This is a genomic window from Winogradskyella marina (genome assembly GCF_015645385.1).
Classification (GTDB): Bacteria; Bacteroidota; Bacteroidia; order Flavobacteriales; family Flavobacteriaceae; genus Winogradskyella; species Winogradskyella marina.
This window is the reverse complement of record NZ_JADOET010000011.1, coordinates 67,325-80,132: the sequence shown is the minus strand read 5'-3', so window position 1 is coordinate 80,132 and position 12,808 is coordinate 67,325. Positions and strand designations below refer to the sequence as shown.

Annotated in this window: 17 protein-coding genes; 6 read left to right on the top strand and 11 right to left on the bottom strand. The window is 32.3% G+C overall.

Annotated features, from left to right (window positions below; translation table 11 throughout):
* Positions 1-4 precede the first annotated feature (4 nt).
* The 4 genes from ITJ86_RS12780 to trxB form a co-directional block, all read right to left on the bottom strand.
* On the bottom strand, positions 5-595 hold the full coding sequence (locus tag ITJ86_RS12780; protein WP_195872037.1) for a YceI family protein: 591 nt from the start codon (positions 593-595) through the stop codon (positions 5-7).
* Positions 596-659: 64 nt separating this feature from the next.
* Entirely contained in the window at positions 660-1,934 is a 1,275-nt protein-coding gene (locus ITJ86_RS12775; protein ID WP_195872036.1) for a hypothetical protein, read from the bottom strand.
* A 39-nt stretch (positions 1,935-1,973) separates the two neighbouring features.
* Positions 1,974-2,558: a YceI family protein gene (locus ITJ86_RS12770; RefSeq protein WP_195872035.1), complete on the bottom strand. Its 585-nt coding sequence runs from the start codon at positions 2,556-2,558 to the stop codon at positions 1,974-1,976.
* Positions 2,559-2,734: 176 nt separating this feature from the next.
* On the bottom strand, positions 2,735-3,718 hold the full coding sequence (trxB, locus tag ITJ86_RS12765; RefSeq protein WP_195872034.1) for a thioredoxin-disulfide reductase: 984 nt from the start codon (positions 3,716-3,718) through the stop codon (positions 2,735-2,737).
* 161 nt (positions 3,719-3,879) lie between these two features.
* Between trxB and ITJ86_RS12760 the strand changes: the two genes are divergently transcribed.
* Entirely contained in the window at positions 3,880-4,353 is a 474-nt protein-coding gene (locus ITJ86_RS12760) for a hypothetical protein (RefSeq protein WP_195872033.1), read from the top strand.
* Between the two features lie 163 nt (positions 4,354-4,516).
* Here the strand turns inward: ITJ86_RS12760 and ITJ86_RS12755 are convergent, their stop codons facing one another.
* The 3 genes from ITJ86_RS12755 to ITJ86_RS12745 all read right to left on the bottom strand — a co-directional run bounded on the left by ITJ86_RS12755 (position 4,517) and on the right by ITJ86_RS12745 (position 5,927).
* Positions 4,517-4,678 carry a DUF1328 family protein gene (locus ITJ86_RS12755; RefSeq protein WP_195872032.1) on the bottom strand — a complete coding sequence of 54 codons (162 nt, stop codon included), beginning with the start codon at positions 4,676-4,678 and terminating at the stop codon, positions 4,517-4,519.
* A gap of 198 nt (positions 4,679-4,876) precedes the next feature.
* Positions 4,877-5,326 (bottom strand): ferritin-like domain-containing protein, encoded by a 450-nt coding sequence (locus ITJ86_RS12750; RefSeq protein ID WP_195872031.1) that lies wholly within the window; start codon positions 5,324-5,326, stop codon positions 4,877-4,879.
* Positions 5,327-5,492: 166 nt separating this feature from the next.
* The gene (locus tag ITJ86_RS12745; RefSeq protein WP_195872030.1) at positions 5,493-5,927 is read right to left on the bottom strand and encodes a hemerythrin domain-containing protein; all 435 of its coding nucleotides are present in this window, start codon (positions 5,925-5,927) and stop codon (positions 5,493-5,495) included.
* Positions 5,928-6,200: 273 nt separating this feature from the next.
* Here ITJ86_RS12745 and ITJ86_RS12740 point away from each other — a divergent pair, with 273 nt between their 5' ends.
* On the top strand, positions 6,201-7,232 hold the full coding sequence (locus tag ITJ86_RS12740) for a helix-turn-helix domain-containing protein (RefSeq protein WP_195872029.1): 1,032 nt from the start codon (positions 6,201-6,203) through the stop codon (positions 7,230-7,232).
* A 2-nt stretch (positions 7,233-7,234) separates the two neighbouring features.
* On the opposite strand, the gene ITJ86_RS12735 is transcribed toward ITJ86_RS12740, so the two are convergent.
* The 3 genes from ITJ86_RS12735 to ITJ86_RS12725 are packed head-to-tail and all read right to left on the bottom strand — an operon-like array spanning position 7,235 to position 8,126.
* Positions 7,235-7,441, bottom strand: coding sequence for a DUF6327 family protein (locus ITJ86_RS12735; RefSeq protein ID WP_195872028.1), 207 nt, complete (start codon positions 7,439-7,441; stop codon positions 7,235-7,237).
* A 1-nt stretch (position 7,442) separates the two neighbouring features.
* Positions 7,443-7,790 carry a hypothetical protein gene (locus ITJ86_RS12730; protein WP_195872027.1) on the bottom strand — a complete coding sequence of 116 codons (348 nt, stop codon included), beginning with the start codon at positions 7,788-7,790 and terminating at the stop codon, positions 7,443-7,445.
* Positions 7,791-7,793: 3 nt separating this feature from the next.
* Positions 7,794-8,126: a YtxH domain-containing protein gene (locus tag ITJ86_RS12725; protein WP_195872026.1), complete on the bottom strand. Its 333-nt coding sequence runs from the start codon at positions 8,124-8,126 to the stop codon at positions 7,794-7,796.
* A gap of 196 nt (positions 8,127-8,322) precedes the next feature.
* On the opposite strand from ITJ86_RS12725, the gene ITJ86_RS12720 reads away from it, so the two are divergent.
* Both ITJ86_RS12720 and ITJ86_RS12715 read left to right on the top strand, forming a co-directional pair.
* Positions 8,323-9,687: an NAD-dependent succinate-semialdehyde dehydrogenase gene (locus ITJ86_RS12720; protein WP_195872025.1), complete on the top strand. Its 1,365-nt coding sequence runs from the start codon at positions 8,323-8,325 to the stop codon at positions 9,685-9,687.
* Positions 9,688-9,702: 15 nt separating this feature from the next.
* Positions 9,703-9,855 (top strand): hypothetical protein, encoded by a 153-nt coding sequence (locus tag ITJ86_RS12715; RefSeq protein WP_195872024.1) that lies wholly within the window; start codon positions 9,703-9,705, stop codon positions 9,853-9,855.
* 15 nt (positions 9,856-9,870) lie between these two features.
* Here the strand turns inward: ITJ86_RS12715 and ITJ86_RS12710 are convergent, their stop codons facing one another.
* Positions 9,871-10,836, bottom strand: a complete 966-nt coding sequence (locus ITJ86_RS12710; protein ID WP_195872023.1) for a bile acid:sodium symporter family protein — start codon at positions 10,834-10,836, stop codon at positions 9,871-9,873.
* Positions 10,837-11,194: 358 nt separating this feature from the next.
* On the opposite strand from ITJ86_RS12710, the gene ITJ86_RS12705 reads away from it, so the two are divergent.
* Positions 11,195-11,560 carry a hypothetical protein gene (locus ITJ86_RS12705; protein WP_195872022.1) on the top strand — a complete coding sequence of 122 codons (366 nt, stop codon included), beginning with the start codon at positions 11,195-11,197 and terminating at the stop codon, positions 11,558-11,560.
* 321 nt (positions 11,561-11,881) lie between these two features.
* The gene (locus tag ITJ86_RS12700; protein WP_195872021.1) at positions 11,882-12,805 is read left to right on the top strand and encodes a hypothetical protein; all 924 of its coding nucleotides are present in this window, start codon (positions 11,882-11,884) and stop codon (positions 12,803-12,805) included.
* The last annotated feature ends 3 nt before the right edge of the window (positions 12,806-12,808 follow it).

Below are 12,808 nucleotides of genomic sequence, written 5' to 3'. Positions count from 1 at the left end.
ATAATTAGCACTCTAATATTTTAAGCGAAAACTGAATCTCAATATCTGGTGAAACCTTTACCATTCCCAACATTTTAGTTGGTGCGGCTAAACCGAAGTCATTAATATCTAATGGCAATACACCACTTACATTTAAGTCTTCATCGTTATTTACAACAATAGGAACAGTATAAGTCCTTACCTTATTACTTAAAGTAATTTCTATTAGTGCTGACGTTGAATTCTTAACCGACTCTCCTTTTGAAATCTCTTTAAGTTTAAGAATTATTTCTGGATATTCTTCAGTGTTAAGCAGTTTATTAAAATCTCTATTTATAGCATTACCACCACAATTAAATTCTAAATTAGGAAGTGTTAATTTGGTGTCATTGAATTTAATTCTTTCATCATAAGCATTGTATTTAATACGTATTCCGTCTGAAATAGTAGTTATATCAAAGTTACACTCAAAGGTACTTACATTCGTTTTTCCTTTAATTTTTACATAACTATCAGTGGATAATACCACTGTTGATTCTTTAGATTCTACCTCATTAAAACCTATTAACGTAGATCCTACTATAAATAATATAATATATGATACTGTTTTAAGCATAATTGAAAGATAAAAAATAAGACCTTCATCACAAAGATGAAGGTCATATTAATAAAACTAACTCTTAGAAGCTTATTACTGCCTCTAACATAAGACCATTAAACTCACCATCTTCAAACTGATCTCCCACTGCATAATCATTATATGTTTGACTAACATATTCTGCTTTCATAAGTACATTTTTAGTCATAAACCAACCTGCACCTAATTGAAATCTATCAATACTTACGTCATCTCCGCTAGCTAACTCTGCACTTACAGTGTTATAACGTGCTCCAAAGAATACATTTTCAGTTTCACCAAATCTGTAAATTACTTCACCTGCATACTGATCTACATTTCTTCTTTCTGTTTCTGTAGCTAATCGTTTTCCTGAAGTCATTTCAATTGTACCAAACACTTCTAAACCACCATACTTTACAAATGGGTTAATCATAATTGCAGTAATTTGATTGCCGTAGCTTGGATCAAAACGACCAGATCTAAATGCTGAAGATCCAGGCTCTTCCATTACGCTATAATATCTAGATCCACCTCTATCTGCAGAGTATAAATATACGTTTGGCGCATAACCTGTATTGTATAAAGATCCTGTTAATCTAAACCTAAAGTCATCGTTAATTTGCTTATCGTAACCTAATTTTGCTAAGAAAGCAGCTCCTCCAGTTTTACCGTCAGAGGCAACAACTTTTTGGTTTAATTTACCGTTTGTAAATCCAATCATACCAAATAAGCCCATGTCTGTTGTGTAATACACTTCGGCACCAACTTCTGTTGTAAACGAATCCATAATTAAGTTACCAACAAATGGGTTGTGAATTGCTTGAGCGTTATCTGTTCTTCTAAAGTGTGCATCACCATAGTTATTCTCCATATGACCAATTTTAATTGTCGTATGTTTCATTAGGTCTGCCATAAATCCTTCAGAGATAAAATCTAATTTATCAACCTTAAAATAACCACCTTTTACATAAGGTTCTGGGTGGTGACGTGAAGATAAATACGTTCTTAAATGCATACTTACACCATCATAAAGAGCTACATCTAAATCTAAATTAGCTGTTGCTAAGTTAAAGTTACTTCCTATCTCGCCTAATGGCACAGCACCTGAATTATCATGGTCTAAAGCTTGAAACTGAAGTGCGAATGACCCTCCTACTCTTACGTATAAATCTTCAAAAGTTGTAAGCGTATCTTTTGGTGCTTCAAAAACATTAATACCTCTTTGATCTGGTTGCCTATAATTATCTAGGTCTCTTTTTGACGTCGTTTGTGCAGATATAGAATACCCCATTGTAAGTACAATGACAAGTGTTACGAGTTTTAATACTGATTTCATAATTATTAATTTTAAGTTGATTTGATATTTGATTTATTTTTAATTGAATACAGATTTGAATACTATTTTAATTTTGTTTCCGGTTTTAATAGTACCTAATAAAGCTTTTGGTGGATCGATTCCAAAGTCTGTCATTTCGAATGATTTTTCACCGTTTAGTAAAACCTTATTGCCTTCTAGTTTTACTGACATATCAAGAGAAATAGTTTTAGTAACCCCAGAAATAGTCATTTTTCCTGATACAGAAGCCTTAAACGATTTACCGGCTAATTTTTCTATTTGTTTAACAGAACTAAGCGTGAAGTTCATAGTCTTATGATCGTCCGTATTTAAAGCTTTATAAGTGTTTTTGTCCATTGAAGACTTGCCACTTTTAAGACTTTCTGCTTCTACAGTAATGTTAAGACTACTAATCTCTAACTCATCAGCGTTTGTGATTACTATTTTACCAGACTGCTTTTCTGTTTCTAATACCCAATCGTGTAAAGACGATGTACCATGCACCTCCAATACTGATGAAGAATTATTTAATGTGAAACTTTGAGAAAATGCTACCTGAAAAGAAAATAGACTACTTAGAATAACGGTTAGGAAAAATACTGGTAATTTAAATAAATGTATCATAATAGTAATTGCGTTTTTATGTTGGTGCAAAGATTGCCACAAAAAGCATTTTAAATTATGACAAAAGTCATATTGAGCATATCTGTTAAAATATTACCAAAAAACAGCGTTAAAAATTGAGCACAAAAAAAAGCCGAAGTAAATTACTTCGGCTCTATAAAAAAAAGGTAGTTTGTTTAGTTATAACTAGATGTAGCTACTTCAAAATCAGCATCTTTAGCAGCTAAATAACGCTCCGCGTCTAATGCTGCCATACAACCCGTTCCTGCAGCTGTAATTGCCTGTCTGTAAACATGATCTGCAGCATCTCCACTCACAAACACACCTTCTACATTAGTTTTGCTTGTTCCTGGCACAGCATTAATAATATAACCGGTTTCATCTAAATCTAAATAACCTTTAAAAATATCTGTATTTGGTTTATGACCTATTGCTACGAAAAAACCAGTAGCTTCGATTTCGTGCTTTTCATTGGTTTGGTTGTTAAAAACTCTAACACCAGTAACCACTTGTCCGTCACCTAACACTTCATCAGTTTCAGTATTATATAGTATTTCAATATTTTCAGTATTCTGAACACGCTTAGCCATGATTTTTGAGGCTCTAAACTCATCACGTCTCACCAACATCGTTACTTTTTTACAAAGTTTAGATAGATAATGTGCTTCTTCACAAGCAGAATCTCCGGCTCCTACGATTACAACCTCCTGATTTCTGTAAAAGAAACCATCACAAACAGCACAAGCGGATACTCCACCACCTAATTTTAAATATTTTTGTTCAGAAGGTAAGTTTAAATATTTTGCAGAGGCTCCTGTAGAAATTATAATGGTATCTGCATGAATTTCTTTCTCTTCATTTACCCATGCTTTATGGACATCCCCAGAAAAATCAACCTTTGTAATCCAACCATGACGTACATCTGTACCAAAACGTTCTGCTTGCTTTTGTAACTGAATCATCATTTCTGGACCAGTAATACCTTCAGGATAACCTGGAAAATTCTCTACATCATTTGTAGTGGTTAATTGGCCACCTGGTTGTTCTCCTTGATATAAAACAGGAAACATATTTGCTCTAGACGCATAAATTGCAGCTGTGTATCCTGCAGGTCCAGATCCTATAATTAAACACTTTACTTTTTCAATTGTATCAGACATATTTTGTATTTTATTATATAAAACAAAAGTAGGTTTTTTGTTCAAATCCTTACAATGAAGTTATTAACAGTTCTTATAACATCATATAATTTATGAATCGAAGTAATTTCTCCTTATAATTTCGTACTTTAAAGGTGATTAACAGTAACACCTTAGAAATTATGACGTATAAAATACTACTTTTAAGTGCAGCCTTGGTGTTTATATCTTCTTGTAAAGAACAAGACCAAAAGGTTGCAGAAAACATTGAAACGAAAAAAAATTCAGATAAACTTAATCTGAAAGGCACTTGGGAACTTGTCGGTTTTTATAATTATATAGATAATAAGGTTGTAGACTCTTTTTCTAATAATACCATTTCTAGACAAGTTAAAATGTACACAGACACAAAAGTTATGTGGTGTAAGCTTTTAAAAACCGATTCTATTGAGTTTTTTGGCTATGGTAATTATAGTTATGGAGATGGGACATTAACTGAAGAATTAGAATTCGGTTCTGCTTTTATGAATGAAGTTATCGCGGAGCAAGAGGAATTTAATTTTATACTTGAATTAACTGAAAATCGTTTCGAACAAATTGAAATTGATGAAGATGGTAATAAAATTTATTCCGAAAATTATAAACGTGTAGAATGATTAGAAGTAGGAAACTAAAACCCAATGCGTCTTCAAAAATATAAAGCAAAATAAAATGGATCTAAAAACCTGATAATGTCTAATATTTTGATCCATAAAAATAGCCAAAGACATTTTATCGTCTATGGCTAGTAGTTTTTATAGGTATATATATTTGAGGTATTTATTTCTTAATAACTCCTTTTAATAAAGACAGTACAAAAAGTACTATAAATATAAAGAATACTATTTTAGCAATTCCTGCTGCTGCACCTGCAATGCCTCCAAATCCTAGTATGGCTGCTATGATTGCTATTATAACGAATGTGATTGTCCAACGTAACATATTGTTTTGGTTTTAGTAATTAGTCTTTGAAATTAGCTCGTCTAATTCCTTATACTAAAGATAACCTGAAAATCACAGTATTCTTGACACAATTGGTGAGATTCCTAACTCATATAACATATTGATTTTAAGCGAAAAAAAAGGCATCACACACATCTATATGACACCCTTTTCAACCTAACCTATTTTTCTTCGTTCTTATTGAATATCTTCTAAAGCGTTTATCTTAGATAATCCATTATTAATTGCTAATTTCTGCGATTGTAATATAGATTTAGTGCTCATTGGAAGACTTGTTTCACTTAAGACATCGTCGTATTCTTCAATAGCAGCTTTTTCTCCTCTAATAGCTTCATTTAACATAGACTCTTCATCATTGGCCGAAAATAAACTTTTCACATCCATCCAAGCTCTGTGAGCCGAACCTGTTATACTTCCGCCTTTATCTACATCTTGATTAAAACTTCTGATTTCCTCTTTTAATTCTCGTCCAAAATTAAGACGCTCTTGTGCTTTGTTTTTAAAGTAAGATCGCAACGAAGTGTTTTCAATATTCTCTGCTGCTTTGGTAAAACCTTTTTCAGCATCGTATGTTTTTTCTAATAAGTTATTTAATTTGGTTCCGACTTTTTCGGTATAAGTACTCATAATATAATTGCTTTTAATGTTTATGGCACTTTAATTTATAGATGTGTACCACTTTACATCTTAATTCTTAATCAGTCATTCAAAGTTAACGAAACACCTAAGGGTAACTTAATGCATAAGCTATTAGGATTAACTCAATTACACGGCTGTTCTTTAATATAAAACCTTACCTATGTTCCTCCATGTAAGCATTGTATTTTGTAGCTAAATCGTCTTTTTGTTTTTCGGTTAAAACTTTACCAGATAATTGAAAAAATGTTTTTTCTTCATCCTCTAAATGATGCTCTACTTTATGCTTTAAATCTTTGGCAATTTTTAACCATGCAGAGGAGTCCATTTCTGTTTTTTCTAATTGCTCAATAAGCTCGTCAATTTCATGATGTTCTGCAATGCCATGCCTAGCATGTTCTTGCATCATATCGGATGGAATTAATGGTTTATAAAAATGTCGTTCTTCGGCATTAGCATGCATATCGAGTTCCTTTCTTAAGTCTTTAAAAATCTTAGTGCGTTCTTTTGTATCTCCCGATGTCTGAATTAGTTTATCTAAAAGTTCTCTTTGAATGTCGTGATCATTTCTTATAGCTTCGTATATGTTCATTTCTTATCTATTTGGTTAATTACTCAAAAATAATTCTTTGAAGCTCAGTTTGTTTGCTCAATAGATTTAAAAATTAACTGCAAAGCCTGAAAAAATTAAAATATCTTTCTAAAATTAAGTTATCTTTACTTTTTACAAATCATTCTATTTGTTGTTGTCTAACATTGAGGTAGATTTATTTGAGAAAACAATAAGAGCGAGAGCCTTCTGCTAACAGCAGGCAAGATTAACTATTGAAGTGTTAATTTAACACTATTGTTAAGCGAATAAATTATGACAGAAATAGCGATAAGTGCCGAAAAAACCAAGGACATTATAGACCAATTGCAAACTAATATTGGTGGAGAAATTTTAGAACGTTGGGGAGAATGTACGCTCGTTGTAGATAACGAAAAAGCTAAAGGAACTGTAAAGATTATTCCTTTTGATTGGGGCGTAAATCTTATGATTTATGATATTGAATTTTATAATGATGTCGTTATAAAATTTAAAGCTACAGAATTTAACCCTGTTCGTTTTATATACAATCTTCAAGGCGAATTTCTACATCGATTTGGTATTCAGAGTAAAGAGACATTAATTGAGCAGTTTCAAACATTAATTTATACCAACAAAGCAGACGGTTTCAATTGTTTCCACTTTAAAAAAGGAGTAAAAATAGAAACGAATATTATTCAAATTGTAAGAAAAGATTTCTTAAATAAACGTACCACTAAAGTATCTACATTAAACCAACAACTGCATGAAGTGTTTGTTGATACAGCTCACGAAAACCGTTTTTTACATCATGGAACGCTTAATCTAAAAATGGCAGATCACGTTAAAAAATTACACAACACCAAAACTAAAGGCATGTTGCGTATTTTAAAAATGGAAGCCAAAGTTTACGAAATTTTATCGCTACACATTCAACAATACAATAAACAATCTAAAGGGGTTGAATTACCAACATCTTTGGTAAAAAGTGAATTAAAACGCATTAGAAAAATTGGCGAAAAAATATTAAAAAATCCTTCTAAATCGTACAATTTAGAGGATTTATCTGCAGAAACAGGCTTATCGCAAGCCAAGCTTCAAGATGGGTTTAAATTTTTATACACGCGAACTGTAACTGAATTTATTAGACACGTAAGATTAGAGCAAGCTAGAGATTTACTAAAAACTACGGACTTAAATATTTCGCAAGTAGTTTACTCTATAGGCTTTACCAGTAGAAGTTACTTTTCTAAAATTTTCAAAGAAAAATTTGAAGTTTCACCTAATGAATTTAAAATGCAAACTCCTTCTAAAGTTAAGGTCAGTTAGTGTTATTTTTTAAAAAACCACTTTTTTATTAAAGCTATAAAACTGTATTTTCCAGTTAATTTTAAGGCGGAACTTATCCAATTCATTGGTTGTAAATCTTCTTTAAATTCACTTTTGGTCAGTTTCAATTCTTCCCATGCGATATCACGCTCTAGTTTAAAACGTTTTAAATCGGTTTCAATATCTTCAAATGATGTGTATGTCTTCATATTAGTTGAAAAATTTTAGTCCTACTCGTTTTATAATCATCGTATTGAATTTTGCTCTCAACAAATAAATAATTACCGATAACAAAACGTAAACAAATCCTACGATTAAAAACCCGAGTGCAAAGCTATCTAAGGCATCACCTATTTCTAATGCTGCAGCGATAGATAAAAATACCAACCCTGCAAACAAGAGACTTCCAATAGCCAACACTTTAGTCACTAAACTTAATGACAATGTTAATTGCTGAAATATTTTGAGTCTAAAATATTGGTGAGACGCTCTAATATAGCGCTCACCAATATGTGAAGCTTTACTTGTGGTTTGGTTTATGTCGTCAAAAACACTCATCAATTAGGCTTTTTTCTGTAAATTCTTATTCTTAGCTTTTAAGTCTTTTAATTTAGCTTCAAGCGTCGTTATAACATCTTCTGCCTTATAACTTGCGTTAGAAACTATAGACTCTACCTGATGATCTAAATTTTCTCTGTGAGAAGAAATAGTATTACCTAAAGAATCTCTTAAGTCAGATGCTTTATCTGTCATTATATCTCTTTTCGCTGCAGCTTCATCTGCAATTTTTTGTCTTGTTACACTACCTTTATCTGGCGCAAATAAGATTCCTAAAACTGCTCCTACTGCTGTTCCTGCTAAAATTCCTAAAACTGTATTTCCGTTATTACTCATGTTGTTATGTTTTTTTAATTAATTTTAAAATTCAGCGCCTTGCTGTGTTTCAAATATAAGCGAAACACGAACCATCGCTTAACTCTTTAGATATCGATATTAGCTGAAATGCTATTTACTATTAGCGTCAAAGATTTTAGTAATATGATTAATCATTTGAATTGATAACATTTAATTTTGAAGTACACCTTTTATTATGAAAAAAACGACGAAAACTTATAACCCTTACAATGGAAATCATCTTGAAACCTATATGCTAGATTCTAAATCGCGATTAGATGAAAAATTAGACTTAGCAGACCAGACTTTTAAGACTTGGAAAAACTTTAAAATTGAAGATCGATTAATTTTATTAAAAAATCTTGCAGATCAAGTTTTTGAAAATAAAGCAGAATTAAGCCTGCTTATGACATCTGAAATGGGAAAACCAATTACAGAAAGTACAGCTGAAATTGAAAAGTGTATTTTACTGATTGACTTTTACATTAAAAATGCCGAACAGTTTTTACAAGACGATATTATTGAAACTGAAGCGCATGAAAGCTTTATTAGTTACGATCCTTTGGGTTGTGTTTTAGCTATTATGCCTTGGAATTATCCGTTTTGGCAAGTGTTTCGATTTGCAGTGCCAACATTAACAGCTGGAAATGTTGCACTACTTAAACACGCATCAAACGTGACTGGATGTGCCATTGCCATTGAAAAATTATTTATAAATGCTGGCTTTCCAAAAGGTTGTTTTCAAACTTTAGTCACAGATCACAACGCTATTGAAGAGCTCATGGAAAACGACATTGTGAAAGCTGTTTCTTTAACAGGAAGCGAAAAAGCAGGTCGAAAAATAGCTGAGCTTGCTGGTAAAAACCTAAAACCTTCACTATTAGAATTGGGAGGAAACAACGCCTGTATCGTTTTAAAAGATGCCGATTTAAATCGGCATATGGACACCATGGTTAAAGCACGAATGCAAAATTCTGGACAAAGCTGTATTGCTGCCAAACGATTTATAGTTGTTGAAGACATTTATGATGAATTCATTTCGAAATTCAAAACTAAAGTTGAAGCCTTACAATATGGAAATCCAACTGAAGAAAATACAACCATGTCGTGCTTAGCGCGTGAAGATTTAGCGGAAACTCTAGAAGAACAAGTCCAAAGCTCAATTGATTTAGGCGCAAAAGTGCTTTTAGGCCATACACGAGAAGGCGCGTATTACCAGCCAACTATTTTAACGCATGTCACTAAAGACATGGCCGTTTTCATAGAAGAAACATTTGGGCCAGTTGCAGCTGTTATTAAAGTTAAATCTGAAGATGAAGCTTATAAAACAGCATCAACCTCTAAATTCGGATTAGGCACAATGGTATTTACAGCCGATTATGAAGCCGCCTCAAAACGGATTTCAGAAATTGAAGATGGTGCATTTTTCATCAATGACATGGTAAAATCTGATCCAAGATTACCATTTGGTGGGACAAAAATTTCAGGTTATGGTCGTGAATTATCTAAAGAAGGTATGTTGGCATTTGTCAATAAAAAAACCGTTTATATTAACAACTAAAAAAACTAAAACACTATGAAATTTGTAAAAGACGAAGACGAAGAAAGAAGAGATTATATCTTTCAAAAAGACGAAAAAACCAAATTTGGAGCTAAGTTTATAATAATTGTACTAATTATTCTCGTAGGTGCAGTCGTAGCTTCAGGAATACACTTTGAGTGGTTTTAAAGTTCTAAAACAAAATTACTTTTGACGATTCAGCTCTTTTGAAGCAATAACACTAATAATTAATATTTGTGTTGCATGAAACACCATTATTGGTAATAATATAATCCCTAAGGTTGCCATATTTCCAAATAATATTTTAGAAAAAACAGTACCGTGAACTAACGATTTTTTAGTGCCACAAAACTGTGCTGTAATTTTATCTTCCCGACTCAGTTTTAATTTTTTAGAAATAAAACCTGTTCCCAAAAACGCGACAATAAAAAGCAGCAATACCCCTACAAAAATTAAGAGTAAATCTACAAGTGAAACTGCAGTAAAAATGTCATTGTAAAATGATGCAGCGAAACTCTTATAAATGATCAATAGGATAATAGACTTATCAAACAGCGTTAATTTACTGCTATGTTTACGAGCAAATTCACCAAAATAACGCTGTAAAAAAAGTCCTATAATTACTGGTAGAATAATTTGAACAATAAGCTTTATGTAAATCTCCGTAAAATCAAAATTTGTTTGCGCAGGATCTACAAATAAACCCATCCATAATGGTGTAATGGCAATACCTATAATGCCAGAAATACTAGCATTAAAAATAGCCGCAGGAATATTACCCTTTGCCATAGCAACCATAACTACAGAAGAGGACACCGTTGACGGCAATGCTGCCAAGAAAAAGAAGGCTAACCAAATGGTTTCCTGTTCCTGATTTTGTATTAATGGTCGAAACAATAAAACCAATAACGGAAACATTAAAAACGTAGCACCTTGTACCAATAAATGAAGCTTCCAGTTTTTGAGACCAGATTTAAGTTGGGTTGGATTTAATTTTAAGCCATAGAAAAAGAAAATCATTGAAATACCTATCGCACTAATGGTATCGATGGGAATTTTACTTTCAGGAATGCCCCATTCCGGAAAAAAGTAAGCAATTAGTATGACTACTATTATAGATAAAACGAATTTGTCAATCTTTATATTCATATGCAGCTTCTTTGTTACCGACTTTTAAACCTGAGTTCGACATCTCATTCTTCGATTAGTTGCTATAATTTCTCAAATGAACACGTTAGTCCTTCAAAATATATCTCCAAATTGAATAAAAATTCATTCAAACTGGAATCAAATATAACGTCGAACTCAGGTTTTTTATAAAGTATCTTTTTTCTAAAGCCCGAAAGTAATATCAATTAATCACTTTAAAGACGACCAAACCGTTTAATTTTCACTTTTATGTTCTTAGGTTATTCTACACTAAGATTATTCTTAATGTTGTCGTTAAATGGTTAATTCATACCCTAAATAATTAGGAGATTTTCAAAATATTCAAGACCTTTGCATTGTGAAAACAGCGGCACTCTTTTTAGCATTATTTATGCTTCTAAAACCAACTATTCCCTATGTGGAATACGCCGCTTTTTATGACTATATTAAAGATGAACTTTGCGTCAACAAAGACGAACCTGAACTATCTTGTAATGGTAAATGCCATTTAAAAAAGGAATTAGCTAAAGCTTCAGATTCCGAAAAAAGTAGTGATAAAAACCATACATCATCTTCTGAGCAACAAGTCGTATTTTACCAAGATATCTTCAAAAACAACTTGGTTTTCATTTCTAAAGAACAAAACGCTCCAATAGAACCAACGTATAACAAAATCTACAAATTCGATTTCACGAGTTTTGTCTTCCATCCTCCGCTTGTCTAGTTTTAAATAGAAACTCAGTAACTTTTAGAACCTGTATAAAGCAAAATGCAATGTCATTGGGCTATGCCATACCTTATATGTTAATATTTACAAATAGTAAAAAAAATAGGTATCCGTATCGCTTTATTGTAATTATTGCATAGCTATCCGCACGACTTATTTACTCGTAGTTTCTATCCATTTCCTGTAGTTGTAACTAAAACAATTCCTGTTTTATTACGCACCTAACCTGATACTATACTGTTTTTTTAAACGGCAACAAGTAACAGTGTTAGAGACGACTACAATTTTCAAGTTTTTTTAATAAGACATTATTAAGTGATGAAAAACATTAATTTTTTTGTGGCTGCAATAGCACTTGCAGTGACATCATGTACAATAGACAAAACCGATTACGAAGCAGAAATACGCACAGAAGTCATAGAGCATATCAATTTTGAAGAAGTCGTATCTATATCAGAGAACGATTATCAAATTAGCATTGAAGCTTTAAACGGCACCTTCTATAAAGGCTATAATGAGATTCGTGTAAACATAAGCAATACTCAAACTAATGAAGATTTAAGCACTTCGGATGTTACGTTTTTACCACTCGTAACCAACTATAATGGAAATAACAGTTCTTGTCCGCATCAATATAGTTTAGACTATAATACTGCAGAAAACTATTATGATGGATATGTTGTATTTACGAACATAAGTAATGATTCCGAACAGTGGAAACTCTATATGTCATTCACAGACAATGGTGAAACATACGCAGTAACGCAGAACATATTGGTGGAAGAACAAGTGAACAAGAATTTAAATATGACCACCTTTACTGCAAATGATGGCGAACAGTACTTTATCGCTTTAGTCGCTCCTCAACAACCTAAGATTGCAGAAAACGAATTGGTTGCAGGCATCTACAAATACAACCAACCCACTAATGAACCAGGAACATTTCCTGATCCTTCGCAGTTTTCTTACACAGCAGTTTCGGATTACACTTTATTATTAGATCCAAGAATGCCAGAACCTTCAATGGGAAATCATTCCTCACCTAATAATGAAGATTTAACACAGCAAGATGATGGCTTGTATTATGGAGTGGTTAATTATACGATGACCGGAAACTGGACCCTAAATTTTAGATTACAGAATCAATTCGGTGCGATTATTAAAGGCACTGAAGTTTCAACGGAATTTACACCAGGTGTTGAAGGAGCAAGAAGTGAACTACATATTGACATATTATTTTAATAA

Excerpts from the sequence above, each read along its gene's own strand:
- ITJ86_RS12755 (WP_195872032.1), bottom strand. The coding sequence starts at position 4,678 with ATGTTACGTTGGACAATCACATTCGTTATAATAGCAATCATAGCAGCC.
- ITJ86_RS12740 (WP_195872029.1), top strand. The coding sequence starts at position 6,201 with ATGACAGAAATAGCGATAAGTGCCGAAAAAACCAAGGACATTATAGAC.
- trxB (WP_195872034.1), bottom strand. The coding sequence starts at position 3,718 with ATGTCTGATACAATTGAAAAAGTAAAGTGTTTAATTATAGGATCTGGA.
- ITJ86_RS12715 (WP_195872024.1), top strand. The coding sequence starts at position 9,703 with ATGAAATTTGTAAAAGACGAAGACGAAGAAAGAAGAGATTATATCTTT.
- ITJ86_RS12710 (WP_195872023.1), bottom strand. The coding sequence starts at position 10,836 with ATGAATATAAAGATTGACAAATTCGTTTTATCTATAATAGTAGTCATA.
- ITJ86_RS12750 (WP_195872031.1), bottom strand. The coding sequence starts at position 5,326 with ATGAGTACTTATACCGAAAAAGTCGGAACCAAATTAAATAACTTATTA.
- ITJ86_RS12725 (WP_195872026.1), bottom strand. The coding sequence starts at position 8,126 with ATGAGTAATAACGGAAATACAGTTTTAGGAATTTTAGCAGGAACAGCA.
- ITJ86_RS12700 (WP_195872021.1), top strand. The coding sequence starts at position 11,882 with ATGAAAAACATTAATTTTTTTGTGGCTGCAATAGCACTTGCAGTGACA.
- ITJ86_RS12775 (WP_195872036.1), bottom strand. The coding sequence starts at position 1,934 with ATGAAATCAGTATTAAAACTCGTAACACTTGTCATTGTACTTACAATG.
- ITJ86_RS12745 (WP_195872030.1), bottom strand. The coding sequence starts at position 5,927 with ATGAACATATACGAAGCTATAAGAAATGATCACGACATTCAAAGAGAA.
- ITJ86_RS12770 (WP_195872035.1), bottom strand. The coding sequence starts at position 2,558 with ATGATACATTTATTTAAATTACCAGTATTTTTCCTAACCGTTATTCTA.
- ITJ86_RS12720 (WP_195872025.1), top strand. The coding sequence starts at position 8,323 with ATGAAAAAAACGACGAAAACTTATAACCCTTACAATGGAAATCATCTT.
- ITJ86_RS12760 (WP_195872033.1), top strand. The coding sequence starts at position 3,880 with ATGACGTATAAAATACTACTTTTAAGTGCAGCCTTGGTGTTTATATCT.
- ITJ86_RS12735 (WP_195872028.1), bottom strand. The coding sequence starts at position 7,441 with ATGAAGACATACACATCATTTGAAGATATTGAAACCGATTTAAAACGT.
- ITJ86_RS12730 (WP_195872027.1), bottom strand. The coding sequence starts at position 7,790 with ATGAGTGTTTTTGACGACATAAACCAAACCACAAGTAAAGCTTCACAT.
- ITJ86_RS12780 (WP_195872037.1), bottom strand. The coding sequence starts at position 595 with ATGCTTAAAACAGTATCATATATTATATTATTTATAGTAGGATCTACG.